Source organism: Pseudomonas sp. R151218B TE3479 (assembly GCF_053629195.1).
On the sequence record NZ_JBRJHV010000001.1, the window covers coordinates 6,123,868 to 6,149,277 of the forward strand.

The following is a 25,410-nucleotide window of genomic DNA, read 5'->3' on the forward strand; positions in this document are numbered from 1 at the left end:
CCCCCGCCAGTTTTCAGTTTGCCCATAACAGGCCACCCCAGCCTAAATGACGCTTTGTTAACCAAGGCTCTGTTATGGAAAACGTTCGAACCTCAAGCACCCACGCCGTCTGGCTGATGGTCAGCATCGTGTTGGTGGCGCTGAACCTGCGGCCCTCGATGGCCGCGGTCGGGCCGTTGCTGTCAGCCATTCGCGGCGAGGTCCCCCTGAGCTTCAGCACGGCCTCGCTGCTGACCATGTTGCCGGTCATGGCCATGGGCCTGGCGATGTTCCTGGGCATGCGCATCGCCCTGCGCATCGGTGAACACCGCACCATTGTGCTGTCGCTGTTGATCATCGGTATCGCCACCGCATCGCGCTTGTACCTGGACAGCGCGGCCGAGCTGATCATCAGCGCGGTGCTGGCCGGACTCGGTATCGCACTGATCCAGGCGGTGATGCCAGCGCTGATCAAGTCGCGCTACGCCGACAACGTCTCGCTGTTCATGGGCCTGTATGTCACGTCGATCATGGGCGGCGCGGCGCTTGCCGCATCGTTTTCGCCGTTTGTCCTGGCGCAGACCGGCAGTTGGCGCATCGGCCTGGCGATTTGGGCGCTGTTGGCGTTGGTCGCCCTGGGTTGCTGGTACGCCCAGCGCTCGGCCGTGACCCCATTACCCGCAGCCCCTGTCCAACAGCAAGAGTCATTCTTCAGCAATTCCCGAGCTTGGTTGCTGGCGATTTTCTTCGGCCTGGGCACCGCCTCCTACACCTGTGTACTGGCCTGGCTGGCCCCGTACTACGTGGAAAAGGGCTGGAGTGAACAACACGCGGGCCTGCTGCTGGGGTTCCTCACGGCCATGGAAGTGCTGTCCGGCCTCGTCACCCCGGCGATCGCCAACCGCAGCCAGGACAAGCGCATGGTCCTAGCCGTGCTGCTGGTCCTGATCATGGGCGGCTTCTGCGGCCTGATCCTCAGCCCGGAACGCTTCAGCCTGTTGTGGCCTTGCCTGCTGGGCCTGGGCATCGGTGGCCTGTTCCCGATGAGTTTGATCGTGTCCCTCGACCACTTGGACAACCCGCGACGGGCCGGTGGCCTGACCGCGTTCGTGCAAGGCATCGGCTACCTGATCGCCGGGCTCTCGCCATTGATTGCCGGGATGATCCGCGATCAGTTGGGCAGCTTCGAATGGGCCTGGTGGTCGCTCACCGTCGTCATGGCGTTGATGCTCCTGATGGTCCTGCGCTTCAATCCCAAGCAATACGCGCGGCATATCAGCTAGTCGTCAAAGACCGGCCACTCGCGCCCGGGGCTGCATTCGATGCAGCCCCGGTTTTGACAGTTCACCCATGACGGCAGACCGTTTTGCCCATCATGACGTTCCGATCCGCACACAGGAATAAGACCTTGATGAAAAACGTCGGTTTTGCCGCCGCTCACTGGGGCATGCTCATTTGGGCAATGCTCATCGCCTCGTCGTTCTTTGCCGCGGCCCAGGTCAGCCAGACGATCGACCCGATCCTGCTCACAGGCCTGCGGCTGCTGTTTTCCGCACTGATGTTCCTGCCGCTGCTGCTCCTGAAAAACACCTCCCCCATTTCCATCCGGGGCCTGCTGGCCCACGCCGTGCTCGGCCTGCTGTTGGCGACTTACTTTGGTTCGTTGTTCGAAGCGCTGCGCTACACCTCTGCGGTCAACACCGCGACGCTGTACACGCTGGTGCCCTTGATGACCTTGTTTTTCGAGGTATTCCTGCTGCCCAGTCCCAGCCTCAAGACCCGCCTGCTGCCCATGTTGGTGGCGGCAGTCGGTGCGGTGTTGCTGACGCTCAAGGGCTCGGCTCCGGGGCAAATGCCGGCGCTTTATCCGGTGCTGGTGTTCGGTGCCGGTTGCCTGGCGATGGCGTTGTATTCGCCGCTGAGCCAGCGCTTCAAGGCAACAGCGTTGCAGGGCCGCGATCCGGTGGCGATGACATTCTGGAACATGCTGTTCGGTTCGCTGTTCCTGCTGGTGTTCTGCCTGGCCAGCGGCGGGTGGCGCAGCGGCCTGCAGTTGTCGACGCTGGACATCGGCTGGCTGGTATACCTGGCCTTGTTCGGCACCCTCGCCACGTTCTGGCTGCTGCACCGGGCAATCGGGGTGATCTCGCCCTCCACGGTGATTTCCTACGTTTACCTCAACACCCTGTTCGTCACCCTGCTGAATTGGTTCTGGCTCAGACAGCAACCGATGATGATCGAGATCATCGGTGCTGCGCTGGTGGGCGGCGGCATGCTGGCATTGGTGGTCAGCAGCCGTAACGCCAGAACCGTTACGGCTTGAGTCCCCTCAGTACGTCGATACCGGGCGAGGCGAAACCGGGCTCCAGCGCTCCAGTTCCCGCTCAAGGAAAGCCGCTACCGCCAACAACCGTTCCTCTTGCCAGTGAGGCCCGACAATCTGAATGCCGATGGGCATACCGGTGGATGGGTCGACGCCGGCGCGGATCACCACCGCGGGTGAGCCGCTGAGACTGAACGGGAACACGAAGGCATACTGATCGCGGTCTTCCAGGGATTCCCCATGGCGGAACGCGACATCCGGGAAGACCGGACAGATGAACAGATCGTGCTGCTTGAAGAACTTCGCCAACTGATAGCGGAAGGTATCGATCATGATCCAGTCGCGCTTGACTTCATCCACGCTCAACTCCACGGCCTCGCTCATGTCCAGCAACTGAGCGATCGCCGGGGTAAAGCTGCGCTTGTTCATGGACTCGAACAAACGCCGCCAGCCGCGTCCGGCGTCAGCCCCCGTGATGAACACCCGCCACAGGACATCGCAGGCTTCGTCGAGCATCGGCGGCGCGACCTCGCTCACCTGCGCCACCACGGCGCTCAAGCATCGTTCGACCTGCTGCAACACCTGGCTCACCGCCGCGCTGACGGGGGTTCGGCTCGACGCCGAGAACAGCGCGATACGCAGGTCGGCCAGGGGCTCGCTGGCAGCGAACGGCACATCGACGGTGTCTGGATCATGGCCGTCGGCACCGCTGATCAGCGGACCGAGCAGCGCCAGGTCATCGACATAGCGCCCCATCACGCCAAAGGCCGAGGTCAGGTGAAACAGCCCGGAACGGTCATTGGGGAACTGGCCGGTCAACGGCACTCGTCCCTGGGTCAGTTTCAGGCCGCAGATGCCATTGAAATGCGCCGGAATCCGCACACTGCCGCAGGCATCGGACGCCAGCCCCGCTGGCGAGCATCCGGCGGCGATGGCAGCCGCTTCACCGCCACTGCTGCCTCCCGCCGAGCGAAGCAGATCGTGGGGGTTGAGGGTGCGCCCGTAGATCAGGTTCTCGGTCTCGAAGGCCATGCACAGTTCCGGCACATTGCTGATGCCCAGAATGATCGCGCCGGCCTGCCGAAGTCGGGCGACAGCCGTCGCGTCCTCTTGGCTGACCTCCCCCATCAGTTCCCCCACGCCGCGGGACATCTTGAATCCGCGAACATGGAGGACGTCTTTGACAGTGATGGGAATGCCGTGCAGCGGACCGCTGATCTGGCCGATACGCGCCATCTCGTCCGCCTCTCGGGCCTGGCGCCGCAGTTCCTCGACCGGCGCCAGTTGGATCAATGCGTTGATCTGCCGGTTACGCTCGGCGATGCGTTGCAAGTAGAACTCCAGCAACGTCACGCTGGTCAGCACGCCCCGGCGCAGCAGACCGGCCATTTCCCGCAACGTCAGCGTGTCGGGGTTGTACATACTCAAGACGCCTCCTTGCTGCGCAACCACTTATTGGGCAACTGATACATATTGCGCACCACCAGGGAAAACGCCTTTACCGCCAGTGCCGGACGTTGGTCGATGGCTTCCAGGGCCTCTTCGATCATCGCCAGAACATGCCGCAACGCTTCGGGTTCGATATTCAACGGCGGATAGAAGCGCAGCACCGGACGTTCGGCCTTCTCATTCATCGAATGCCCGGCATGCACGCCACGCTTGCCCAATTCCATGCTCATCAAGGCTTCATAAACCGAGCCACGCAAACGCAGGCCTGTCATCAAGCCGACGCCCGGCACGTCTTCGACAATGTGCGGATAGCGCAGGGCCAACCGTTGCAGGCCGTGGCGCAACACGCCACCGTTGACCCGGGACAGCTCCACCAGGTTGTTTTGCTCGATGTAATCGATGGCCGCGAGCGCCGATGCGCATGCGACCGGGTGCCCACCGTTGGTGCGCGTATCCGGCTCGATATCACTGAGGGGGTACTGGGTGACCAGGCGCTGACTGTACATGGCACAGGCAAACGAGGTGTAGCCGCCGGTCAAGCCCTTGGAGAGGATCATGATGTCGGGCACCACGTCATCGTATTGCACGGCGAACCATTTGCCGCAGCGACCGAAACCGGTCTGGATTTCATCGGCCACCAACAGGGTGCCGGTGGCGTCGCACAGGGCCCGAATGTTGGCCATGTAGCCCACCGGCGGCACCTGCAAATGAGCCCCGCCCAGAATCGGCTCGACGTACACCGCACACACGCCCTCGCCCACGGCCTTCTGCAACGCGGCGAAATCACCGTAGGGCACGCAGGTCACTTCGGGAGGATCGATGCCATAGCTGCCATGGTTCTGTTGCTGGCCCAGGATGCTCATCGCCGCCAGGGTCTTGCCGTGGTAGGAGCCGCTCATCACCACGATGCCACGCCGTTGAGGCTGGATCCGCAGCACATAGCGCAGGCTCTGCTCGACGGCCTCGGCGCCCGAGACCATGAATTGCACGTCGCCCCACTCCCCCGACACCAACTGGCACAGTCGCTCGGACAAGGTGTCCTGCAGCGGATGGCGCCGGCCTTCCGGCACCCAGGCCAGTTGATTCAATTGCGCCTGCACCCGCTCACGCACCATCGGGTTGCGATGCCCGACGATAAACACCCCGTAGCTGCACGCGCAGTCGATGAAGCGCTTGCCGGTGTGGTCAGTGACGTGGATGCCATCGGTCTGCTGTTCGACAGTGGTCTTGCCAAGGCGATACAGCTTGGCCGCCGACGCACTCCAGTGGCGCTGGCAATCGTCCAGCAATTGTTCATGCGGCCTGAGTAAGGACATGGCTTAACGTCTCCTTGATGATAAGTGCGGCACGTTGAATCTGCTCGGGGCGTGCAGTGATCGGGCAACGCAAAATGACTTCGCGGCCACGGGGCGTACTGACATAGACCCCTCGCTGGTAAAGCGCCTCGCACAGCACGGCCGGTTGCAGGTCGTCAGCCAGCGGCAAGCTGACCCAGGCGCCGACGGCCACAGCCCCCAATGACGCAAGGGCTTGTGCCAGGTACTGGCCGTTTTCCTGACAATGCCGGGGCGAGTCGTGGGCCTGCACGTACTCCAGCGCGGCCAGGGCTGCCACGCAGGCCATGGGATTACCGGCAGTTGTACTGCCGTGTTTGGCGGGGCTGCTGCGCCCATAAACCTGCCAGGCCATGTGTTCGCTGCAGGTATAGGTGCCGATGGGAATTGCACTGCCGCCCAGGGACCCGCCGAGTACAACGATGTCCGGAGTCGGACGATAACGCTGGAAGCCGAACAGCGAACCCAGGCTGCCGAGGCAACTGTGGGTATCCACCGCAATGACCGGTGCCGACGCCTTTGCCGCGCGAGCATGCAATTGCTCGATCAAATCGGCATCGAGCAATTGCAACCGGCCGTTTGCATCCGTGCGGGTATTGCTGTGGCACACCGCGAAGCAATCATTCCAGTCCACCGTGTCCAGGTCAGCCAGGTGACGGATCGCCACTCGCTTGAACCCCAGGAACGCCTGGACACCCAGGTCACCTTGCGCGGCATTGAGGCAGCGCCCGTACGTCAGCGAGCCGTAGTCGCCGCCCTGGATGAACACGATGGTGTTGCCTTTGGGCTTGAGCCCTTTGCACAACTTCAAGGCCCCCTCGAACGCTTCGTCGCCGGAGCTGCACACATAAGAACTGACCAGCGGGGCGGGCAGCAGCTCAGCCAGGCGTCGGCACAAGGCAATCAGCGGTTCGGACATCAGCACCCGATTGGACAGGCCCATGATCTCTGCCTGGCGGGTGACCGCCTCGATCACGGACGGCACCTGGAAGCCAAACCCACCGGTCAGGTCAATGATCTCCCGACCCTCGCCGTCGAGATAGGTCTCGTACTGCCCGCCGATAATCTGTTTGTTGTTTTTCATGAAGGCTCTCAGCGATAGCTCAAGGCGTTGAAAATGCGTCGACGCTCGTCGACGATGGTTTCCCGACCGTGCATGACCCGACGGTTATCGATCATCACCACGTCGTGGTCACGCCAGCCAACCGGGCAGGTGTAATGGGCAGAAACCTCAGCGATTTCAGCCAGGAACTCGGCAGGGATCGGCTGCCCGGCCACCGTATCGATGACCGGCGCCTCGTAGTTGAAGGAAGGCCCCAGAATGCTGTTGGCAAAGGCCTGACGCCGGCTGAAAGGGGACGTCAGGATCGCCGACGTGCTGAAGGCGTAATGGATCGAGTCATCGGCCGGGTTGAAGGAAATCAGGGTTTGCGGATCGTCACCGATGATCTGCAACAGGTCCTCGATCGCGACGGCCGCCGGATCCGACAACGTTGGCGAGTAATGACAGACCAGCCGGCGCCATTTCTCCCCCGCCACGGTGCGGCTGTAACGAATCGGATTTTCTTCAAAGAACGTGCGGCAGCCTGGGGACAGTTTTTCCAGCACCCGTTCGCCGTCACACAGGGTGGTTTGCGACCCCTTGCGCGGTGCTTCCTGGCAATAGAACCAGGTCATGTCCGGCCAGAATGGTGAGTTGCCATTTTCGCAGTGCAGGCCAACCGCCTGGCGCCCGGCGTCCACCAATTGCGCCGCGCCGCCGACCATGACCCGGGCTGGGTCAAGGCTCAACCGCGAACTGTTTTGCTTCACGTAGGCACTGAAATCCTCGGCGTTGTGAATACAGTTGCGAAACAGCACGACGCCGTAATGCCCCAGCAGCTCATACAACTCGGCCTTGCCCAGGCTGGCGAAGTGGCGCGACTCAACGATGGAGATGTCCGGGTTCTCAAAGTGAAAGGCAGGTGTGCTCATTGGATGCATTCCTTTGCAGAGTGGAGAAGACACTGGCGATATCGGCGCGTTTTGGCCGCCCGGTAACGGTGTAGAGTTGCTCGAGCAACGGATCGTCCTGGGTCAGCAACCAGAGCCGGTCCGGGCGTTCGATGTCGGAGAAGCGCCCCGCCGACCAGGCGAGCAGTTCATCGCGCGCCGGTGTCGACTCGACGCACAGCAACGCCACCAGACCGTGCTGCTCATCAAAAAACACCGCGGCGTCGCTCACGCCGGGGTATTTGCGGTACTCCAGTTCAACCTGCTCGGGGCTGACGTTGCGGCCATTGGGCAGACAGATCACGTTCTTCTTGCGCCCGTGCACATAGAGGTAGCCATCGGCATCCAGCGCGCCCAGGTCACCGGTGTCCATCCAGCCGTCGTCCGACATGGAACAGGCACTCGGGTCCGTACCTGAGTAACCGCTGAACAATGAGCTGCTCTTGACCTCGATGGTATGGTCGGCGCCGATGCGCACCTGGACATGGGGCAACGGCTTGCCAACGCTGCCAAGACGCTGCTGTTCGAAGGTGTTCACACTGACCACCGACGCGTTCTCCGAAAGCCCGTAGCCCTGGTACACCTCGATGCCTTGCTCAGCCAAGCCACGCAGGGCATCGATACTCACCGCCGCACCGCCGCAGGTGATATGCGCGCCCGATTGCAGGTAACGCGCCAGCCGCTCGCCCTGCCCGCCCCCTTCGTTCAATTGCTCCAGGAAACGATTGATCATGACCGGCGGAACCGTCAGGGCCGTTGGCTGGACCCGCAGGATCCAGTCGACCAGCCGCTGTGCCGACGCCCCTGGCTCGCCGAGCAACGCTTCGTCCGACGACAGGAAATGCACCGTGCCACCCGCCAACAATGGCAGGTATGCGGCGGTGACTTGCTCAAGCAGCAGACTCAGGGGCACCAGCGACAGATAACGACGATGAGCACCGACCGGCATGCTCTGGCGCAGCGAGGCGAGCACCGCGCCGACCGCCCGGTTGCTCAGGCGCACCCCCTTTGGCCGGCTGGTGGTACCCGAGGTGTGAATGATCTTGCAGATCCAGTCACCCTCGCCGTCCGGCCGTCGTAGCAAAGGTTGTTCGATCACCGGCTCGTTGAGGCGGCGCAGGCGATTGTCCGGAAAATTCAGCTTCCAACGCTGAGCCAGCGTTCGCTGCCCTGCCGCATCCACCAGAAATCCATCGCAACGTGATGCCAGGTGTTCGGCCTGGGATTGGCTGAACGCCAGCGGCAGAGGCAGCGCGGTGATCCCGGCGAACAGACACGCCAGGTCGGCGACCAGCCAGTCGCTGCTGTTGCGCGTCGCAATCCCCAACACCACATGATCGCCATAGGCCGGCTCTGGGAAACGCCGTTGCAGTTCGGCCGCCAGGTTAAGGGCCCGGTGCTCCAGCTCGCCGTAGGTCAGCGTCACCGACTCTTTGCCCGCTTCCAACCAGTCAACCGCACAGACGGCCTGGCGATTGTCTTGCAACGCCCGTTGCAACTGAGTGATAAACCCGCCGCTCATGGCTGTGCCCTCGCCATGACGTCGCCGGGCAGTTGAGTGAACGAGGTATTGAGCGTCATGGCGGCGAAACGTGAACGTTGCGGGTCGACCCGGATGAAACCGGTGACGGGCAACTTGGCGTAATAGCTCCCCCAATTCTTGCCGCCGTCGTCGGCCAGGCGCGTTGGGTCTGCGGTCAGCAGGGGCTCGAAATCGATCTGGCAACTTTCCATCATTTGCCGTACGCGAGGCGTCACGGTGCACAACAGGTAATGCCCGCCCATGCACCAGGCCAACAATGGAATCATATTGACCAGGATCATTCCGGCCGTCAGGTGATGGGAGACCAGGTTGCCGATTTCAACAATGTTCGAGCGCTCGATGGTTTTCTCGAAACGCTGGGACAAAATCTCGTCGATAGGTTGCGTCAGGTATTGCTCGGAAAACAATATCCGGTGATCGGCAAAAGTAATACCGGCGCAGGCGAGAATACGATCGGCCGGATCCTGAGTAACTGCAAAGTACTGCGGATTCGGTTCAACTGAGGCCGAATAAGAACTGCGAAACTTATCCCTTACAACTTCTGTGGCTTGCACCCATAACGGTGTCTTAGTTTCCGCGACACGTATTTGCATATCGTCCTCCTCCGTCCATGTACAGGATTTCTACAAAAAGCGAGGCGAGCATATTGGGGAAATTTCCTACAGGCCATTTAAAAAATAAATTGCTTCCGCTAATATATAAATAAACGTTCCTGTCATAAAAACCGGGGATGCTAGCCAACGGAATGCGCCAAGAAGGATCTTATGCTTAATAGTAATATGCTTAGAAAGCTGGATATGCAGGACTTGATGGTGTTTGTCGCGGTGTACGAGCAGAGCAGCGTCACCGAGGTGTCCGAAGCCTTGTGTGTCAGCCAGTCAACCGTAAGCTATTGCCTGAAGAAGCTGCGCACGAGCTTCGAAGATGAACTTTTTGTTAATACCCGTAGTGGCATGTTGCCGACAAGCAAAGCCACAGCCATGTACCCTCATATACTTAGTATCCTCAAGATAATAAACACATGTCATTCTGGTATTCCGGCATTCGATCCAACTCAGAAAGAGATAACCTTCAATGTCTGCGCACCGGAATACTTTGAACTCCTCATTCTGCCCAAGCTGGTCAAGCGTTTTATTGGCAGCCGCTTCCCAGTCATCATTAATATCACCAAGTTCCACAGGGACATTCCAGCCGATGAGTTGATGGAGGGGCGTTTCGATCTGGTTATTTGTTTCGGCCCGAACTTCCATCGCGGCGTCAAGGGACTGCGCTCACAAGTACTACTGGAAGATGAACTGGTTTGTGTGGTCGATAAGAACTTCACTTTGGCGGAAGAGGCGTTCAGCCTGGAAACGTTCGTCGCCTGCCAGCATGTTTTTCCGACACCCTGGACATCCGATACCAACATGATCGATGGATGGCTCGCCCGGCAAGGCTATAACCGCCAAATTGTCGCCCGAGCCAACAGCTACGTAGCGGCATTGAACATGATCGCCGGTACCGACTTCATCCTGACCTTGCCTCGACGCATTCAAGCGCTGACCTGCGACGAAAACACGTTCAGCCATCGTCGCCCACCGGCAGGTCTGCCGAACTTCACGCTGGACATGATGTGGAGCGAAAAACCGAGCCAGGACAGCGCCAACAGCTGGTTTCGCGAACAGATCATCAAGGTCTGTGCCGAGGACGGCCTGCTTTAATCCGCCGAGAACCGCTCGAGTCGTCGAGCGGTTCAGACTCTGACTTTTCATCAGGCAAAAAAAAATCCGGAAATCCTCACTTTCGTGGGCCTTCCAGACTTTTAAAACAGCTAAAAATGGTGGGTCGTGTGGGATTCGAACCTACGACCAATTGGTTAAAAGCCAACTGCTCTACCAACTGAGCTAACGACCCGCTGTGTGGTGGCGCGTATAATACTGATTTCTAAGGACTATTCAACACTTAATTTGAAATAAATCAAAAATAACGGGTTGGATCGCTTACACCCGCCGCGGCGAAGCCCTCTGCACGCAGGCGGCAGCTGTCGCATTTGCCGCAAGCGCGGCCCTGATCGTCGGCCTGATAGCAGGAAACGGTGAGCCCGTAGTCCACGCCAAGCTTCACGCCCGCCTTGACGATGTCGGCCTTGCTGAGATTCTGCAACGGCGCCTGGATGCGGAAACCCTGCCCCTCCACACCGGCCTTGGTCGCCAGGTTGGCCATGCGCTCGAACGCTTCGACGAACTCCGGGCGGCAATCCGGGTAGCCGGAATAATCCACGGCATTGACGCCAATGAAAATGTCACGGGCGCCCAGCACTTCGGCCCACCCCAACGCCAGGGAAAGAAACACCGTGTTACGCGCAGGCACATACGTCACCGGAATACCCTCGCTAGGCGCCTCGGGCACGTCGATGGAACTGTCGGTCAGGGCCGAGCCACCGATGCCATTGAGGTTCAGGCCGATCACCTTGTGCTCCACCACGCCCAAGTCCCGGGCAACCCGTTCCGCGGCGTGCAACTCAGCGCGGTGGCGCTGGCCATAGTCGAAACTCATGGTGTAGCAGCGGTAGCCTTCGGCACGAGCCATGGCCACGACCGTGGCCGAATCCAGGCCACCGGACAACAGGATGACCGCACGTTTTTCAGCCATGTTCGAATGTTCAGTCATCTCAGCGCCCCGGCTCGTCGTTCCAAAGATATTTATGCAGCTGCAGTTGCAGGCGCACCGGCAAGTTATCCGCCACCACCCAATCCGCCAGATCCCGGGCGTTCAAATCGTGATGACTCGGCGACAACAACACTTCGCCGGCCCGCTGGTCGAGCCCGTACTGGATCAACTTGGACACGGCCCAGTCATAATCCTCCCGCGAACAGATCACGAACTTGACCTGATCGTTGGGCGTCAGCAGTTCGATATTTTCATAGCGGTTGCGGTGCGCCTCCTTGGAGCCTGGGGTTTTCAGGTCCACAACGCGGCTGACACGCGGGTCGACGGCCGAGATATCCAGGGCACCGCTGGTTTCCAGCGAAACCTCGTAACCGGCATCACACAACTGCTTGAGCAAGGGGATGGCGTTGGGTTGCGCCAAGGGCTCGCCGCCCGTGACACAGACATAACGCGGACGATAACTGGCCACTTGTTCCAGGATATCGTCGAGGGTTCGCACGGTGCCGCCACTGAAGGCGTACGCGCTGTCACAGTATTGGCAACGCAACGGACAACCGGTGAGGCGCACGAATACCGTGGGCAGCCCAGCCGTTCGCGTTTCACCCTGCAACGAGTAAAAAACTTCGGTGATTCTCAATGTGTCTTGCATAGTCGCCACGGGCGTAACAGCTAAACAGGCTGTCCGCCTCCGTCAGGCACTTCAAGGAACCCCGCCAACGCGCAGATCCCAAAAAGCGTGTTTCATAAAAAAGGGCGTGAATTCTAACGAAAAAACCCGCGACAGGCGCGGGTTTCTTCAAAACAGGTCAAACCGGCTTACATGCGCTGTAGATCACGCTGGGCCAACTGAGCCGCGGATGTACCCGGATATTGGGCCACCACCTGCTGCAGAATGCCTTTCACCTTGTCAGCGTGACCGAGACGGCGCTCCACGTCAGCCAGCTTGTACAGCGAATCCGGCACCTTGGCGTGCTTGGGATACAGTTGCGAAACCTTGGCGAACGCCTGGCCGGCACCTTGCAGGTCGCCCTTGGCCAGGTTCACTTCACCCAGCCAGTATTGGGCATTGCCCGCGTACTGGCTGTTTGGGTATTTGCGCAGGAAAGCGGCAAAGGCCTGGCTGGCTTTGTCGAAATCCTTGGCTTTGATCAGGTCGAAGGCAGCATCGTAATAGAGCTTTTCCTTCGCCGGATCAGCCGGCTCGCCACCGGCGGCAGGCGCTGCTGGAGCAGCTGCCCCCGCGCCTGCGGCTGCACCGGGGGCATTCAAGTCGCCACCGGTTGGAGAATTCTCAGGAGTCGCGGCAGGTGCAACGCCGGATCCTATGCGCCGATCAAGATCCTGGTATCGCTCCAGGCTTTCCTGCTTCATGCGCGAAATATCATTTTGCAGTTCTTCGATCACACCCTGTTGGCGCGAGATCTGATCCTGCATTTGCTGCAGTTGGTTGAACAGCTGGCCCTGTGCCGAGACAGGGGCCGAAACCCCTCCCCCGGCATAGGCGCCGTTCGTACCGTAACCCGCAGGCGGATAGCTGCTCCCGCTATTGTTATAGCCGGCATCGTTATCGACCACAGGAACCGCAGCCCACACCGCAAGCGGCGCGAGGCTGAGAGCCAGAACAGTTACAGCACGACGGCACGTTCGCATGACGAATTACTTACGCAGTTCGACGCGACGGTTTTGAGCCCAGGACTGCTCGTCGTTGCCGGTGGCAACTGGACGCTCTTCGCCGTAGGAAACCAGTTCCAGCTGAGCTGGGGAAACACCTTGCAGTACCAGGTAGCGCTGAACGGCTTTCGCACGACGCTCGCCCAGTGCCATGTTGTACTCACGAGTACCACGTTCGTCGGTGTTGCCTTCCAGAACAACGCGAGCGCCGTTCGCTTTCAGGTCCTTGGCGTGAACGTCCAGAGCGCGCATGGCTTCTGGCTTCAGGTCCGAGCTGTCGTATTCGAAGTAGAAGGTGGTGATTGCGCGCAGAGCAGCTTCTTCGCTCAGGGAGCCGTCAACGGCACCAGTGTTAGCGCCGTAACCAGCGTTTGGATCAACAGCGCCTTCACCGGCATTGTCGCCGCCTTTGGACGAGCAACCTACAGCTACAGCCATGGCCAGAGCCAGCGCAGCAAATTTACCAAACTTCAGCATTTCCATCGTGAAACTCCTAATGAACCCCAGTGTGTTAAGTAAAACGTATTGCGCCGCGTCAGTTCAGGTAAGGGGACCAGGACGGTTCTCTGACTTCGCCTTGTGCGGTAGGAAGCGGGAGCCTCACGCGTCCATTAATGGACACGAGCATCAAGACTCCCCGGCCCTGCTGGCGGGTGGCGTAGATTACCATGGTGCCGTTGGGCGCAACAGTGGGTGACTCGTCCAGAGTGCTATCAGTGAGGATTTTTACACTTCCGCGCTGCAAATCCTGGGCCGCCACCTTGAAATTGGTGAAACCGTCCTGGCGATGGATCATCACCAGGGTCTTTTCGTCCGCCGACAGTTTAGGGTTGGCGTTGTAGTTACCGACGAACGTCACGCGCTCGGCACCGCCGCCACCGGCACTGGTCTTGTAGATCTGAGGCTTGCCGCCACGGTCGGAGGTGAAGTAGATGGTCGAGCCATCCTTGCCCCAGAACGGTTCGGTGTTGATGCCCGGGCCGTTGGTGACGCGAGAGATCGAGCGCGAAGCCAGATTCATCACATAGATGTCCGGGTTACCGTCCTTGGACAGTACGAACGCCAGGCGCGAACCGTCCGGCGACCAGGCTGGTGCGCCGTTGAGGCCTTCGAAGTTAGTGATCTGCTCACGACGACCGGTGTCGATGTGCTGCACGAAAATACGCGGACGCTTCTGCTCGAACGAGACATAGGCGATGCGCTTGCCATCGGGGGCGAAGCGCGGCGACAGGATCGGCTCGCGCGATTGCAGCAAGGTCACCGCACGCGCGCCGTCGTAGTCGGAACGCTGCAGGGTATAGCGGGTGTTGTTCTCGGAGAAACGCTCGGCCGTCACGTAGAGCATGCGAGTGGAGAACGCGCCCTTGATGCCGGTGAGTTTCTCGAACGACTGGTCGGCGATGTAGTGCGACATGTCGCGCAACTGATCGACGCTGCCCGACACGCTGCCGGTCAGCACTTGCTGCTCGGTGGCGACGTTGAACAGGGCGTACTGCACCTGCAGGCGACCGCCGGCCGGAACGATGCTGCCGACCATGATGTACTGGGCGCCCAGGGCCTTCCAGTCACGGTAGATGACTTCGCTGGCCTGGGTTGGCAGGCTGATCATGTTCTGCTTCGGAATCGGCGCGTAGTAACCCGAGTTGCGCAGGTCGTTGCCGATGATTTCCGCCATGTCGTCCGGCAGGACGTTACCGCCCTGCCAGCCGAACGGTACGACGGCGATCGGGGTGGCCCGGTCGCTGCCGCTGGTGACCAGGATGTTCTTTTCCTCTGCTACCGCTATCCCTGCCAGGCAGCAGATAACGACCAGCATTGATCGAAGAAGGTTTCTCACAAGGCTAGATCCTCAGGTGTGAATGTCATCTTGAATGAACGATAGGGAGCAAAGTCGCTCGGTTTCATTCCTTGCATTTCCGTCAAACGCCCAATGTTCTTGACCGCTGCGACCGCCGAAGCGTCGAACGGACCGTCACCACTGGACTTGGCGACGCTGACCGAGGTAACCGTACCGTCGGGCAACATGCCGATTTGCAATACTACCGTCATGCCTTTGCGCGCCGAAGGTGGACGAGCCCAGCCTTCCGCCGCCCGGGCGCGAATCAGATCATCGTAGCTGCCGGCAACTTCATCACCCTGCTCATCGGCCAAGGCCTGCTGGCGCTCCGGCGTGTCGGAAAGCAGATCTGCCAAGGCCTGGGCCTTTTTGTCTTCGGCGGACTTACGCGCTGCGTCCTGGGCCTTTTTCTTGGCGGCGTCGGCGGCGGCTTTCTTCTTCGCGTCTTCGGCGACTTTCTTTTTCGCCTCTTCAGCTTCAGCTTTTTTCTTGGCGTCTTCGGCCGCTTTCTTCTTGGCGTCCTCGACGATCTTTTTCTTCGCTTCTTCAGCGGCCGCTTTCTTGGCCTCTTCTTCAGCCGCTTTCTTGGCTTCGTCTTCGGCCTTCTTCTTGGCTATATCAGCCAATTGTTTCTCTTCTGCCTTCTTGGCCTCGGCTTTCTTCGCATCGTCGGCTTTCTTGGCTTCGTCAGCCTTTTTCGCCTCGTCCGCTTTCTTCGCCTCATCGGCCTTCTTGGCTTCCTCGGCCTTTTGAGCCGCTTCCTCTTTCTTTTGTTCCGCGGCCTTTATCGCTTCCTGCTCGACCTTCTTCTGTTCCATCTGCTCGACTTCAGTCTGGCGCGCGGCGGATTTCTTCGCCTCACCGGCAAGCTTCTGGTTCGTCTGGGTCGTAGCCTGGCTTTTCGACTTGAGCTGGTACAACGTCGCCTGCACGATCGGCTTGGCCGGTGGCAACTCCGGGGTCATGGCAAAACTGACGAACAGCATGCCGAACACCAGCACATGCAGGCCGATAGCCAGGACACTGGGCCAGAAGTAGCTTTCCGAGGCGGACGGCTCTCGCTGTTGCTGCATCAGGGCGCCTCAGTGATCAAGCCAACATTACCGACCCCGGCTTTCTGCAGGCCGCCCATGGCCCCCATCACGGCACCGTAGTCGACGGTCTTGTCGCCGCGAATGAAGACTTGCGTGCGCTTGCCGGCATCGTTGCCGACACGAATGATCTTGGTCACCGCATCGGTCATCTGCGGCAAGGTCATGGCCCGGTCCTGCTGCTTCTCGGTGTCCACTTCACTGCCAAGGTTCCAGTAGTAGGTCTTGTCAGCCTTGATCGAAATGGTCAGTACCTGGGTGTTGTTGTCCTGCGGCAAGGCTTCGCTGGAAACCTTGGGCAGATCGACCTTCACGCCCTGATTGAGCATGGGCGCGGTCACCATGAAGATGACCAGCAGCACCAACATCACATCGATGTAGGGCACCACGTTCATCTCGGCGACCGGCTTGCGCTTTTTTCGGGCTCGAGCGATTAAAGCCATTGGGAAATACCTGCTTATTCTTCGCTGGTGTGCACTTTACGGTGCAGGATCGCCTGGAATTCATCGGCGAAGGTGTAGTAACGGCCGGTCAGCATCTCGCTGCGGGCAGCGAAGCGGTTGTAGGCGATCACGGCCGGAATGGCCGCGAACAGACCGATGGCGGTGGCGATCAGTGCCTCGGCGATGCCCGGGGCCACAGTGGCGAGGGTCGCTTGCTGGGCGGAAGCCAGGCCACGGAAGGAGTTCATGATCCCCCACACGGTACCGAACAGACCGATGTACGGGCTGACCGAACCAACGGTGGCCAGGAAGGACAGGCCCTGTTCGAGCTTTTCTTCCTCGCGGGAAATGGCGACGCGCATGGCACGGGCCACACCTTCCATCACCGCCTCAGGGTCGACGCCCGGCTGCTGGCGCAGGCGAGAGAACTCCTTGAAGCCGGCCCGGAAGATCTGCTCGACGCCCGAGTCCGGGTCCGGGTTGCTGCCGGCCTGGCGATAGAGCTTGGACAGGTCGATGCCAGACCAGAAGCGCTCTTCGAAGCTCTCCAGGGCACGGCGACCGGCGCGCAGCATGTTGCTGCGCTGAAAGATCATGATCCATGAGGTCACCGATGCGGCTACCAGGGTCAGCATTACCAGTTGCACCACGACGCTGGCATTGCTGACCAGGCTCCACATGGAGGAATGGTCGACGACGTTAGCTTCCACGCTTTATCTCCTGCTCTGAGTGTGTACCCGCGCCGCTCACGCCGGCAAAGGCCGCACGTAGAGCTTCGGGAATGGCCCGGGGTTTCAAACTATGGGTGCGCACACAGGCCACCAAAAACTGCCCTTCGCAGAGCAGCACGTTATCCGTAGCCCGCCTGACCTGCTGCTTGAAGCGCAGGCTGACACGGTTCAATTCGATGACATCGGCACTTACCACCAGTTCGTCGTCCAGTCGCGCCGGCGCGTGGTAACGCGCTTCGCTGGAATGCACGACGAATAACAGGTCCTCCCCTGCCAGCGCGGATTGGGCAAAACCCAGTTCCCGCAGCCGTTCGGTTCGAGCCCGTTCCATAAACTTGAGGTAATTGACGTAGTAGACGATGCCGCCAGCATCGGTGTCCTCGTAATAAACGCGACAGCGATGTGCGAACGACTCCAGCCCGTTTTGCGCGCGCATACTCTAGTGCTTACTCCTCAGGTTGCCAATCGGCCAGGCAACTGTTTTTTCATTCTCGAACGCATTGACGCTCCAGGCGTCGTCTGGGACAGCACGAACCGGAAAAAAGTCGGCGTACAGAGCTCGTTCAATCGTCCACGGCATCGAGGAATTCGTCTACCACCGGCATCTCGCCCATTCGTGTCGGGATGTTTAAGCCAAAGTGCAGATAAGCATGGCGGGTCACCACGCGCCCGCGAGGCGTGCGCATGATATAGCCCTGTTGGATCAGGTACGGTTCCAGCACATCTTCAATCGTGTGGCGCTCTTCGCTGATGGCCGCCGCCAGACTGTCCACGCCCACCGGGCCACCGTCGAACTTCTCGATCATGGTCAGCAGCAGGCGCCGGTCCTGATGGTCGAAACCACGCTCGTCGATGTCCAGCAGGTTCAGCGCCAGGTCGGCAATCGGCTTGGTGATGTGGCCCTTGGCCCGGACTTCGGCAAAATCCCGGACCCGGCGCAGCAAACGGTTGGCGATCCGCGGCGTACCCCGGGCACGCCGGGCGATCTCATAAGCACCGTCGGGGTCCAGCGGCAACCCGAGGATGCCCGCCGAGCGGCTGACAATCGTCGCCAGGTCGGCGTTGTTGTAGAACTCCAGGCGCTGGACGATACCGAAACGGTCCCGCAGCGGGTTGGTCAGCATGCCGGCACGGGTGGTGGCGCCCACCAGGGTGAAGGGCGGCAGGTCCAGCTTGATGGAGCGCGCCGCCGGCCCTTCGCCAATCATGATGTCGAGCTGGAAATCTTCCATGGCCGGGTACAGCACTTCCTCGACGATCGGCGACAACCGATGGATTTCGTCGATGAAGAGTACGTCATGGGGCTCAAGGTTGGTCAGCAACGCCGCCAGATCGCCCGGCCGTTCAAGCACCGGCCCCGACGTGCTCTTGATCGAGACACCCATTTCCTGGGCAATGATGTTGGCCAGGGTGGTCTTGCCCAGGCCCGGCGGGCCGAAGATCAAGGTGTGGTCCAAAGACTCGCTGCGCCCACGGGCCGCCTGGATGAACAGCTCCATCTGCTCGCGCACGGTCGGTTGGCCGATGTAGTCGGCCAGGCTGACAGGACGAATCGCGCGGTCCTGGATTTCCTCGCGGTCACGGGGTGCGCCCGTGGCGGCGATCAGACGGTCAGCTTCAATCACTTAAATCATTCCCTTCAGGGCACGGCGAATCATGTCTTCGGTGCTCAGGCCTTTTTCCTTGATGGCGGAAATCGCCTTGCTGGCCTCCTGCGGCTTGTAGCCCAGGGAGATCAACGCGGTGACCGCATCGTTTTCGGCGCTGACCGCCGGCACCGGCGCGTCCGGCTGGTTCGGCACCAAGGCGAACATCGCCGGCACCGCCTCCCAGGCCTTGAAGCGATCCTTGAGTTCGACCAGCAGGCGCTCGGCGGTTTTCTTGCCCACCCCCGGCACCTTGGTCAGCGCCGAGGTGTCCTGGGACTGCACGCAGCGCACCAGTTCGTCGACTTCCAGGCTCGACATCAAGGCCAGGGCCAGTTTCGGGCCGACGCCATTGAGACGGATCAACTCGCGGAAGAAATCCCGCTCGCGCTTGCCGACGAAGCCATAGAGTAACTGCGCATCCTCGCGCACGACCAAATGGGTGTGCAGGGTCAGCGGCTCGCCGACCGACGGCAAGCGATACAGCGTGGTCATGGGCACTTCCAGCTCATAACCCAGGCCATTTACATCCAGAATCAGGTGCGGCGGCTGTTTTTCAGCCAGGGTGCCGCGCAAGCGTCCAATCACGTTTCAGATCCTTGGGTGTTGGCCAGCCCGCGGGCTGGCGAATAACAGCCCGGGCAAGAAGGCCGACGACACAGGCGCAAGATGCTCGGGCTCACGAAGATTGCGCTGATGCTATCAGAGACGCAGGCGCCCGCCACGACTGCGTGCAGTCCCCAGACCATGAGGCAACAGACTGGAACGGGTATGGGCATGGCAAATGGCGATGGCCAGGGCGTCGGAGGCGTCGATTTGCGGCTTGCTGACCAGTTTCAACAGGTGCATGACCATCATTTGCACCTGCTCCTTGTTCGCCGCCCCTGTACCGACGACCGCCTGCTTGACCTGGGTCGCGGTGTACTCGGCGATCTCCAGGTTTTCCTCGGCGCCAGCCACAATGGCCGCGCCCCGGGCCTGCCCCAGCTTCAGGGCCGAATCGGCGTTACGCGCCATGAAGACCCGTTCGATGCCCATGGTCACCGGGCCGTAGGTCTGGATGACTTCGCGCACGCCGCGATAAACGATCTGCAGGCGCTCATGCAGCTCGCCCGCACCGGTGCGGATGCAACCAGAGGCGACGTACACGCAGCCGCGCCCGGTATCGCGAACCACACCGTAGCCGGTGATGCGCGAACCTGGGTCGATACCAAGGATTAAAGTCATAACGCCTGCGAAAGGTAATGCGGTTACAAGAGGATACAGCTCATCAAGGACTTGCAGTGGATCCGTGGCGAGGGAGCTTGCTCCCGCTGGGCTGCGCAGCAGACCTTTTTTGGGAGTGCTTCGCACTCCAGCGGAGCAAGCTCCCTCGCCACAATGATTTCAAACAGGCCTTAAGTGAGCAGCATTACGCCCATCAGCCCAGCTGTTCGGCCACCGACTCCGGAATATCGGCGTTGGAATAAACGCTCTGCACGTCATCCAGGTCTTCCAGCATGTCGATCAGCTTGAGCACCTTCTCGGCGCCTTCCAGGTCCAGTTCGGCACTGGTGGTCGGCTGCATGACGATTTCCGCGTCGGCGGGCTTGAAACCGGCCGCCTCCAGGGCATTGCGCACGGCATAGAAGCTGGCGAACGAGGTGAACACGTCGAACGAACCGTCTTCATGGCTGACCACGTCATCGGCGTCGGCCTCCAGGGCCGCTTCCGTCAGGGCATCTTCATCGAGGCCCGGGGCGAAGCTGATTTGCCCCTTGCGCTCGAACAGATAGGCCACCGAGCCATCGGTGCCCAGGTTGCCACCACATTTGCTGAACGCGTGACGCACGGCGGCAGCGGTACGGTTGCGGTTGTCGGTCATGCATTCGACCATCACCGCCACGCCGCCCGGGCCATACCCTTCGTAGGTCAGCTCTTCAACGTTGTCGGCCTCGGTCGCACCGGCGCCACGGGCGATGGCCCGGTCGATGATGTCGCGGCTCATGTTGGCACCCAAGGCCTTGTCCAGGGCCAGGCGCAGACGCGGGTTGGAACCCGGATCGCCGCCACCCTGGCGGGCCGCGACCGTCAGCTCACGGATCCACTTAGTGAAGATCTTGCCTCTCTTGGCATCCTGACGTTCTTTGCGGTGCTTGATGTTCGCCCACTTGGAATGACCTGCCATAACTCGCTCCGTTTCTCTTTGGAACATTGCCCGCCCTGCGCGTGGGCAGTGGCCGGCAATCAGAAATATCGACCCCAATGAAAAGGCGCATCCGAAGATGCGCCCTCTCAGGTGCCAGCCTTACTCAGCCTTTGGCTGTTCACGCAGACGAATGTGCAACTCGCGCAACGCCTTGGCGTCCACCACGCCCGGCGCCTGGGTCATGACATCGGCCGCGCTCTGGGTTTTCGGGAACGCGATCACTTCACGGATCGACTGGGCGCCGGTCATCAGCATCACCAGGCGGTCCAGGCCGAAGGCCAGGCCACCGTGGGGCGGTGCACCGTATTTCAGCGCGTCCAGCAGGAAGCCGAACTTCTCTTCCTGCTCGGCTTCGTCGATGCCCAGCAGGCGGAACACCGCCTGTTGCATTTCCTTGCGATGGATACGGATCGAACCGCCACCCAGCTCGGTACCGTTCAGGACCATGTCGTAGGCGCGCGACAGAGCGGTGGCCGGGTTGGCCTCCAACTCTTGCGGCGAGCACTTCGGCGCGGTGAACGGGTGGTGCAGCGCGGAGAAGCTGCCGTCGTCGTTTTCTTCGAACATCGGGAAGTCAACGACCCACATCGGTGCCCACTCGCACGTCAGCAGCTTCAGGTCATGGCCCAGCTTGATGCGCAGCGCGCCCAGGGCTTCGCTGACGATCTTGGCCTTGTCGGCGCCGAAGAACACGATGTCGCCGTCAACCGCACCCACGCGATCGAGGATCACATTGAGGTTGGCTTCCGGGATGTTTTTTACAATAGGCGATTGCAAGCCGTCGACACCGGCGGCGCGCTCGTTGACCTTGATGTACGCCAGGCCCTTGGCACCGTAGATACCGACGAACTTGGTGTAATCGTCGATCTGCTTGCGTGGCATGCTGGCGCCGCCTGGAACACGCAGGGCCGCGATACGGCATTTAGGGTCGTTGGCCGGGCCGCTGAACACCTTGAACTCGACGTCCTTGAGCTGATCGGCCACGTCCACCAGTTCCAGCGGGTTACGCAGGTCCGGCTTGTCGGAACCGTAGCGGCGCATGGCCTCTTCGAAGGTCATGTGCGGGAACTCGCCGAACTCCAGACCCAACACTTCCTTGAACAGGTTGCGGATCATGCCTTCGGTCAGGCCCATGATGTCTTTTTCGTCGAGGAAGCTGGTCTCGATGTCGATCTGAGTGAACTCAGGCTGACGGTCGGCACGCAGGTCTTCGTCGCGGAAACACTTGGCGATCTGGTAGTAGCGATCGAACCCGGCCACCATCAGCAGTTGCTTGAACAGCTGTGGCGACTGCGGCAGGGCGAAGAAGCTGCCGGGGTGGGTACGGCTCGGCACCAGGTAGTCGCGGGCGCCTTCCGGCGTGGCGCGGGTCAGGATCGGCGTCTCGACGTCAAGGAAGCCGTTTTCGTCCAGATAACGACGGATGCTGGTGGTCATGCGCGAGCGCAGGCGCAGCTTCTCGGCCATTTCCGGGCGACGCAGGTCGATGAAGCGGTAGCGCAGGCGGGTTTCCTCGCCCACGTCGGAGTATTCGTTGAGTGGAAACGGCGGGGTTTCCGACTCGTTGAGCACTTCCAGCTCGTAGCCCAGCACTTCGATCATGCCCGACGCCATGTTGGCGTTGCCGGCGCCGGCCGGGCGCAGGCGCACCTTGCCGGTGATCTTGACGACGTATTCGCTGCGCACGCGGTCGGCGGTGGCGAAGGTTTCAGCGCGGTCCGGATCGAACACCACCTGGGCCAGGCCTTCACGATCACGGATATCGAGGAAAATCACCCCGCCATGGTCACGGCGACGATGGACCCATCCGCAAAGAGTAACTTCCTGACCTTCCAGGCTTTCGTTCAGTTGGCCGCAATAATGGCTGCGCATCATGGTAGTGGTTTCACTTCTCGTAATTCGACATTCGGTTGGAGGCCCTGCCCGTGCAAGAACTCGCGCGTATTCAACTCAATCAGCTTTGTCGCCACCGGCCAGGTTTTTCTTGGCGCCGGTCTTGAAGTCGGTTTCATACCAGCCCGTGCCGCCAAGGCGGAAACCAGGCATGGAGAGCATCTTTTTCAGTTCCGGCGCCTGGCAGGCAGGGCAGTCGACCAGCGGTGCCGCGCTGATCTTTTGAATGGCTTCCATCTGATGACCACAGGAAGCACATTGATAGTCGTACATCGGCATGGGGTTGTCTCGGCGATCAGGTTACTCGCGCAAAGGCGGGGCTTTGCGGCAAAGAGCGGGATTATATCCATTAAATGCGGCCTTTGCAGCCGTAAGACCGCACAGCCATTGCCGAGTGAACGCCATGTAGGAGCTGACGAGTGCAACGAGGCTGCGATCTTGCCCCAGACACTTGAGTCCCAAGCGCAAGATCAAAAGATCGCAGCCTTCGGCAGCGCCTACGCCGCACCATGATCCATCCCGGTTTCCTTCAAACTGTGCACCACGCAGACTACGCGCACCAGCCCGCTGAAATTGCGCACCCCGCCATGGCGCAGGTGCACTTCCCTGTCCACATGGGACAGCAACGTGCTGATGGAGCAGCGGTTGAGCTCGGCCATGTCACCGAGGATATCCCAATAGACCTGTTCCAGCCGCAGACAGGTGGCGAACCCGTTCAGGCGAATGGATCGGGCCAAGGGCCGGGCCAGTTGCATATCGAACCCCCGGATGAACGGGTCGACGCTGATGGGCTGAAAACGCCCCAACCGCCCTTCCCCGGGTTCTTTTCCTTGAATCATACCGTTGACACTCCTTTGCCATACGAGCCTCTGGGTTGGATCAACCCATCTGTGGCTCTATGGAAGCTCAACGGCATCGCCAGTTCCAGACGACTTTATGACCATGGATGTAGGACAAGCCAACAGAAGGCCAGCGATGAATTACGCCGTCCTACACCCAGCGTGCAGGCGATATCGCCCTTGTGGCGAGGGAGCTTGCTCCCGTTCGGCTGCGCAGCAGTCGTAAGACCTGTGTCTGGCGGGTTTGGGCCGCCGCGCAGCCCAGCGGGAGCAAGCTCCCTCGCCACGACACCTTATTAGTTTTCCAACAGCGCCCGCAGCATCCACGCGGTCTTTTCGTGAACCTGCATGCGCTGGGTCAGCAGGTCGGCCGTGGGCTCATCGCTGACCTTGTCCAATAAAGGAAAGATGCCACGGGCCGTACGCGTCACCGCTTCCTGGCCCTCGACCAGTTGCCGGATCATGTCTTCGGCAGCAGGCACGCCTTCCTCTTCCTTGATAGAGGACAGGCGTGCATACACCGAGTAGGCACCCGGGGCCGGGAAGCCAAGGGCGCGGATTCGCTCGGCAATCAGGTCCACCGCCAGGGCCAGCTCGTTGTATTGCTCCTCGAACATCAGGTGCAAGGTCCGAAACATCGGCCCTGTGACGTTCCAGTGGAAATTGTGGGTCTTGAGATACAGCACGTAGGTATCCGACAACAGGCGCGAAAGCCCGTCGACGATGGACTTGCGGTCTTCTTCACTGATACCGATATCAATTGCCATGGGGTTTGATCTCCTGAGGTGATGAATTCGACAACGGCCCTACCCACTGTAGTGGTTCTGGCCGCCTACGGCCTGCGACAGATTGCCAGCCCTTCAGAACCGACAAGCCAGGATGACCGACGGTTCCGGCACCTGGGAAATTCAACGCCGCTTGCCTGGCGCGTTCAAGCAGCCACGGGGCTTTTCTGGCCGACGAACAGCGCGGTCCGCGCCCGTAACGGGTTTGAGAAGGCCCGAGCTTTGCTGTTAAATAGGCAGTGTGTCGCTACGCTTATTTTTCCGGGCGTAACGCATAGGCTGATTCGGGTACGTGTCCAACGCCTCTCATTGTTTCGAAGCGAACCGTGCCCGACCCGCTCTTCCTTGTGATCTGTCTTAACCGTGAGCCAATCAAAATGTTGAAAATCGTCCACTTGCTAATGGGCGCAGCTGCCCTGCTGCTGTCCTTCATCCCTAGCCTGGGTTCCGAAGCCACACCTTACCTGCAACACCCCGATGCACTGTACCTGGCCTTTTTCGGCCTGCTCAACCTGACCCTTGCTCCTGTCATCCCTTACTGGAACAAAGGTCCACGTCACCAACTGCAAAACCTTGTCAGCGCCCTGCTGGTGCTGGCCGTAGCCCTCCAAACCCTGGCACTGCTGGCGCCCATGCCGGAAATTGGCGGTCATCCGGCCATTCTGTTCAGCCTGGGCGCGTCACTGCTCGCCGTGGCACTGCACCTGGCCGTCAGCTTCTACAAGAAGTCGTCGCCGGCCGCCGCTGCGCAGAACTACGACATGTCCAACCGCGATACCGGCACGGTGAAGTGGTTCAACACGTCCAAAGGGTTCGGCTTCATTTCCCGCGACTCCGGCGATGACATCTTCGTGCATTTCCGGGCCATTCGTGGCGAAGGCCATCGCGTCCTGGTGGAAGGCCAGCGCGTGGAATTCTCCGTGATGAACCGCGACAAAGGCCTGCAGGCCGAAGACGTGATCGCTGCGCTGCCGCGCCGCTGATCCAAGCGTAAAAAAACCGCGATGCAGCCTGGCT

27 protein-coding genes and 1 tRNA gene are annotated in these 25,410 nt (G+C 60.5%); 4 read left to right on the plus strand and 24 right to left on the minus strand.

All coding sequences use genetic code 11. The annotated features are described in order from the left end of the window. The first annotated feature begins 74 nt into the window (after positions 1–74). Both AB7M32_RS26715 and AB7M32_RS26720 read left to right on the plus strand, forming a co-directional pair. Positions 75–1,262, plus strand: coding sequence for a cyanate transporter (locus AB7M32_RS26715; protein ID WP_158456077.1), 1,188 nt, complete (start codon positions 75–77; stop codon positions 1,260–1,262). Between the two features lie 128 nt (positions 1,263–1,390). Next, the gene (locus AB7M32_RS26720; protein ID WP_413792360.1) at positions 1,391–2,302 is read left to right on the plus strand and encodes a DMT family transporter; all 912 of its coding nucleotides are present in this window, start codon (positions 1,391–1,393) and stop codon (positions 2,300–2,302) included. 6 nt (positions 2,303–2,308) lie between these two features. Here AB7M32_RS26720 and AB7M32_RS26725 read toward each other — a convergent pair whose 3' ends face one another. From AB7M32_RS26725 to AB7M32_RS26750, 6 genes are read right to left on the minus strand one after another with little or no spacing between them, the layout of a single operon-like run. Continuing rightward, the gene (locus AB7M32_RS26725; protein ID WP_454252205.1) at positions 2,309–3,724 is read right to left on the minus strand and encodes an amidase; all 1,416 of its coding nucleotides are present in this window, start codon (positions 3,722–3,724) and stop codon (positions 2,309–2,311) included. Between the two features lie 2 nt (positions 3,725–3,726). Further along, the gene (locus tag AB7M32_RS26730) at positions 3,727–5,067 is read right to left on the minus strand and encodes an aspartate aminotransferase family protein (protein ID WP_454251878.1); all 1,341 of its coding nucleotides are present in this window, start codon (positions 5,065–5,067) and stop codon (positions 3,727–3,729) included. After that, a complete protein-coding gene (locus AB7M32_RS26735; protein ID WP_454251879.1) occupies positions 5,045–6,169 on the minus strand; it encodes an aminotransferase class III-fold pyridoxal phosphate-dependent enzyme in 1,125 nt (374 codons plus the stop codon). Before AB7M32_RS26735 ends, AB7M32_RS26730 begins: the two co-directional genes overlap by 23 nt. An 8-nt stretch (positions 6,170–6,177) precedes the next feature. Then, on the minus strand, positions 6,178–7,059 hold the full coding sequence (locus tag AB7M32_RS26740; protein ID WP_454251880.1) for a TauD/TfdA family dioxygenase: 882 nt from the start codon (positions 7,057–7,059) through the stop codon (positions 6,178–6,180). Continuing rightward, positions 7,034–8,599 carry an AMP-binding protein gene (locus AB7M32_RS26745; RefSeq protein WP_454251881.1) on the minus strand — a complete coding sequence of 522 codons (1,566 nt, stop codon included), beginning with the start codon at positions 8,597–8,599 and terminating at the stop codon, positions 7,034–7,036. The genes AB7M32_RS26740 and AB7M32_RS26745 overlap by 26 nt, the downstream gene beginning before the upstream one ends. Then, complete coding sequence (locus tag AB7M32_RS26750; protein WP_060740904.1) at positions 8,596–9,213, minus strand: thermostable hemolysin; 618 nt, start codon at positions 9,211–9,213, stop codon at positions 8,596–8,598. Before AB7M32_RS26750 ends, AB7M32_RS26745 begins: the two co-directional genes overlap by 4 nt. 171 nt (positions 9,214–9,384) lie before the next feature. On the opposite strand from AB7M32_RS26750, the gene AB7M32_RS26755 reads away from it, so the two are divergent. After that, the gene (locus AB7M32_RS26755) at positions 9,385–10,320 is read left to right on the plus strand and encodes a LysR family transcriptional regulator (protein WP_454251882.1); all 936 of its coding nucleotides are present in this window, start codon (positions 9,385–9,387) and stop codon (positions 10,318–10,320) included. 117 nt (positions 10,321–10,437) lie between these two features. On the opposite strand, the gene AB7M32_RS26760 is transcribed toward AB7M32_RS26755, so the two are convergent. From AB7M32_RS26760 to AB7M32_RS26845, 18 genes are all read right to left on the minus strand, one after another. After that, positions 10,438–10,513 (minus strand) — tRNA-Lys (locus AB7M32_RS26760). Between the two features lie 63 nt (positions 10,514–10,576). Further along, positions 10,577–11,251 carry a 7-cyano-7-deazaguanine synthase QueC gene (gene queC, locus AB7M32_RS26765; RefSeq protein WP_170862027.1) on the minus strand — a complete coding sequence of 225 codons (675 nt, stop codon included), beginning with the start codon at positions 11,249–11,251 and terminating at the stop codon, positions 10,577–10,579. 19 nt (positions 11,252–11,270) lie between these two features. Then, a complete protein-coding gene (queE, locus tag AB7M32_RS26770) occupies positions 11,271–11,918 on the minus strand; it encodes a 7-carboxy-7-deazaguanine synthase QueE (protein WP_072408778.1) in 648 nt (215 codons plus the stop codon). 167 nt (positions 11,919–12,085) lie between these two features. Continuing rightward, complete coding sequence (gene ybgF, locus AB7M32_RS26775) at positions 12,086–12,919, minus strand: tol-pal system protein YbgF (protein WP_454251883.1); 834 nt, start codon at positions 12,917–12,919, stop codon at positions 12,086–12,088. Between the two features lie 6 nt (positions 12,920–12,925). Further along, positions 12,926–13,423 carry a peptidoglycan-associated lipoprotein Pal gene (gene pal / locus AB7M32_RS26780; protein WP_003178634.1) on the minus strand — a complete coding sequence of 166 codons (498 nt, stop codon included), beginning with the start codon at positions 13,421–13,423 and terminating at the stop codon, positions 12,926–12,928. 52 nt (positions 13,424–13,475) lie between these two features. Next, positions 13,476–14,777: a Tol-Pal system beta propeller repeat protein TolB gene (gene tolB / locus AB7M32_RS26785; RefSeq protein ID WP_072408782.1), complete on the minus strand. Its 1,302-nt coding sequence runs from the start codon at positions 14,775–14,777 to the stop codon at positions 13,476–13,478. Further along, positions 14,774–15,850: a cell envelope integrity protein TolA gene (gene tolA / locus AB7M32_RS26790; RefSeq protein WP_454251884.1), complete on the minus strand. Its 1,077-nt coding sequence runs from the start codon at positions 15,848–15,850 to the stop codon at positions 14,774–14,776. Before tolA ends, tolB begins: the two co-directional genes overlap by 4 nt. Further along, the gene (gene tolR / locus AB7M32_RS26795; protein ID WP_161798348.1) at positions 15,850–16,302 is read right to left on the minus strand and encodes a protein TolR; all 453 of its coding nucleotides are present in this window, start codon (positions 16,300–16,302) and stop codon (positions 15,850–15,852) included. The genes tolA and tolR overlap by 1 nt, the downstream gene beginning before the upstream one ends. Before the next feature lie 23 nt (positions 16,303–16,325). After that, positions 16,326–17,021 carry a protein TolQ gene (gene tolQ, locus AB7M32_RS26800; RefSeq protein WP_014339916.1) on the minus strand — a complete coding sequence of 232 codons (696 nt, stop codon included), beginning with the start codon at positions 17,019–17,021 and terminating at the stop codon, positions 16,326–16,328. Beyond that, positions 17,011–17,478, minus strand: coding sequence for a tol-pal system-associated acyl-CoA thioesterase (ybgC, locus tag AB7M32_RS26805; RefSeq protein ID WP_003205037.1), 468 nt, complete (start codon positions 17,476–17,478; stop codon positions 17,011–17,013). The genes tolQ and ybgC overlap by 11 nt, the downstream gene beginning before the upstream one ends. A 127-nt stretch (positions 17,479–17,605) precedes the next feature. Then, positions 17,606–18,667 carry a Holliday junction branch migration DNA helicase RuvB gene (gene ruvB, locus AB7M32_RS26810; RefSeq protein WP_003178599.1) on the minus strand — a complete coding sequence of 354 codons (1,062 nt, stop codon included), beginning with the start codon at positions 18,665–18,667 and terminating at the stop codon, positions 17,606–17,608. Continuing rightward, positions 18,668–19,276 carry a Holliday junction branch migration protein RuvA gene (ruvA, locus tag AB7M32_RS26815; protein WP_053124616.1) on the minus strand — a complete coding sequence of 203 codons (609 nt, stop codon included), beginning with the start codon at positions 19,274–19,276 and terminating at the stop codon, positions 18,668–18,670. A gap of 114 nt (positions 19,277–19,390) precedes the next feature. Then, entirely contained in the window at positions 19,391–19,915 is a 525-nt protein-coding gene (ruvC, locus tag AB7M32_RS26820) for a crossover junction endodeoxyribonuclease RuvC (RefSeq protein WP_014339919.1), read from the minus strand. 193 nt (positions 19,916–20,108) lie between these two features. After that, positions 20,109–20,855, minus strand: a complete 747-nt coding sequence (locus AB7M32_RS26825; protein WP_454251885.1) for a YebC/PmpR family DNA-binding transcriptional regulator — start codon at positions 20,853–20,855, stop codon at positions 20,109–20,111. Positions 20,856–20,975: 120 nt separating this feature from the next. Beyond that, positions 20,976–22,751 (minus strand): aspartate--tRNA ligase, encoded by a 1,776-nt coding sequence (aspS, locus tag AB7M32_RS26830; RefSeq protein WP_072408785.1) that lies wholly within the window; start codon positions 22,749–22,751, stop codon positions 20,976–20,978. Between the two features lie 75 nt (positions 22,752–22,826). Next, positions 22,827–23,048, minus strand: a complete 222-nt coding sequence (locus AB7M32_RS26835; RefSeq protein ID WP_003178589.1) for an FmdB family zinc ribbon protein — start codon at positions 23,046–23,048, stop codon at positions 22,827–22,829. A 218-nt stretch (positions 23,049–23,266) separates the two neighbouring features. Then, positions 23,267–23,608, minus strand: coding sequence for a ribbon-helix-helix domain-containing protein (locus tag AB7M32_RS26840; RefSeq protein WP_060740898.1), 342 nt, complete (start codon positions 23,606–23,608; stop codon positions 23,267–23,269). 296 nt (positions 23,609–23,904) lie between these two features. Continuing rightward, entirely contained in the window at positions 23,905–24,375 is a 471-nt protein-coding gene (locus AB7M32_RS26845; RefSeq protein ID WP_060740897.1) for a Dps family protein, read from the minus strand. A 395-nt stretch (positions 24,376–24,770) separates the two neighbouring features. On the opposite strand from AB7M32_RS26845, the gene AB7M32_RS26850 reads away from it, so the two are divergent. Then, positions 24,771–25,376, plus strand: coding sequence for a cold shock domain-containing protein membrane protein (locus AB7M32_RS26850; protein ID WP_454251886.1), 606 nt, complete (start codon positions 24,771–24,773; stop codon positions 25,374–25,376). Positions 25,377–25,410 lie beyond the last annotated feature (34 nt).

Excerpts from the sequence above, each read along its gene's own strand:
- AB7M32_RS26715 (WP_158456077.1), top strand. The coding sequence starts at position 75 with ATGGAAAACGTTCGAACCTCAAGCACCCACGCCGTCTGGCTGATGGTC.
- AB7M32_RS26720 (WP_413792360.1), top strand. The coding sequence starts at position 1,391 with ATGAAAAACGTCGGTTTTGCCGCCGCTCACTGGGGCATGCTCATTTGG.
- AB7M32_RS26725 (WP_454252205.1), bottom strand. The coding sequence starts at position 3,724 with ATGTACAACCCCGACACGCTGACGTTGCGGGAAATGGCCGGTCTGCTG.
- AB7M32_RS26730 (WP_454251878.1), bottom strand. The coding sequence starts at position 5,067 with ATGTCCTTACTCAGGCCGCATGAACAATTGCTGGACGATTGCCAGCGC.
- AB7M32_RS26735 (WP_454251879.1), bottom strand. The coding sequence starts at position 6,169 with ATGAAAAACAACAAACAGATTATCGGCGGGCAGTACGAGACCTATCTC.
- AB7M32_RS26740 (WP_454251880.1), bottom strand. The coding sequence starts at position 7,059 with ATGAGCACACCTGCCTTTCACTTTGAGAACCCGGACATCTCCATCGTT.
- AB7M32_RS26745 (WP_454251881.1), bottom strand. The coding sequence starts at position 8,599 with ATGAGCGGCGGGTTTATCACTCAGTTGCAACGGGCGTTGCAAGACAAT.
- AB7M32_RS26750 (WP_060740904.1), bottom strand. The coding sequence starts at position 9,213 with ATGCAAATACGTGTCGCGGAAACTAAGACACCGTTATGGGTGCAAGCC.
- AB7M32_RS26755 (WP_454251882.1), top strand. The coding sequence starts at position 9,385 with ATGCTTAATAGTAATATGCTTAGAAAGCTGGATATGCAGGACTTGATG.
- queC (WP_170862027.1), bottom strand. The coding sequence starts at position 11,251 with ATGGCTGAAAAACGTGCGGTCATCCTGTTGTCCGGTGGCCTGGATTCG.
- queE (WP_072408778.1), bottom strand. The coding sequence starts at position 11,918 with ATGCAAGACACATTGAGAATCACCGAAGTTTTTTACTCGTTGCAGGGT.
- ybgF (WP_454251883.1), bottom strand. The coding sequence starts at position 12,919 with ATGCGAACGTGCCGTCGTGCTGTAACTGTTCTGGCTCTCAGCCTCGCG.
- pal (WP_003178634.1), bottom strand. The coding sequence starts at position 13,423 with ATGGAAATGCTGAAGTTTGGTAAATTTGCTGCGCTGGCTCTGGCCATG.
- tolA (WP_454251884.1), bottom strand. The coding sequence starts at position 15,850 with ATGCAGCAACAGCGAGAGCCGTCCGCCTCGGAAAGCTACTTCTGGCCC.
- ybgC (WP_003205037.1), bottom strand. The coding sequence starts at position 17,478 with ATGCGCGCGCAAAACGGGCTGGAGTCGTTCGCACATCGCTGTCGCGTT.
- ruvC (WP_014339919.1), bottom strand. The coding sequence starts at position 19,915 with ATGACTTTAATCCTTGGTATCGACCCAGGTTCGCGCATCACCGGCTAC.
- AB7M32_RS26825 (WP_454251885.1), bottom strand. The coding sequence starts at position 20,855 with ATGGCAGGTCATTCCAAGTGGGCGAACATCAAGCACCGCAAAGAACGT.
- aspS (WP_072408785.1), bottom strand. The coding sequence starts at position 22,751 with ATGATGCGCAGCCATTATTGCGGCCAACTGAACGAAAGCCTGGAAGGT.
- AB7M32_RS26835 (WP_003178589.1), bottom strand. The coding sequence starts at position 23,048 with ATGCCGATGTACGACTATCAATGTGCTTCCTGTGGTCATCAGATGGAA.
- AB7M32_RS26840 (WP_060740898.1), bottom strand. The coding sequence starts at position 23,608 with ATGATTCAAGGAAAAGAACCCGGGGAAGGGCGGTTGGGGCGTTTTCAG.
- AB7M32_RS26845 (WP_060740897.1), bottom strand. The coding sequence starts at position 24,375 with ATGGCAATTGATATCGGTATCAGTGAAGAAGACCGCAAGTCCATCGTC.
- AB7M32_RS26850 (WP_454251886.1), top strand. The coding sequence starts at position 24,771 with ATGTTGAAAATCGTCCACTTGCTAATGGGCGCAGCTGCCCTGCTGCTG.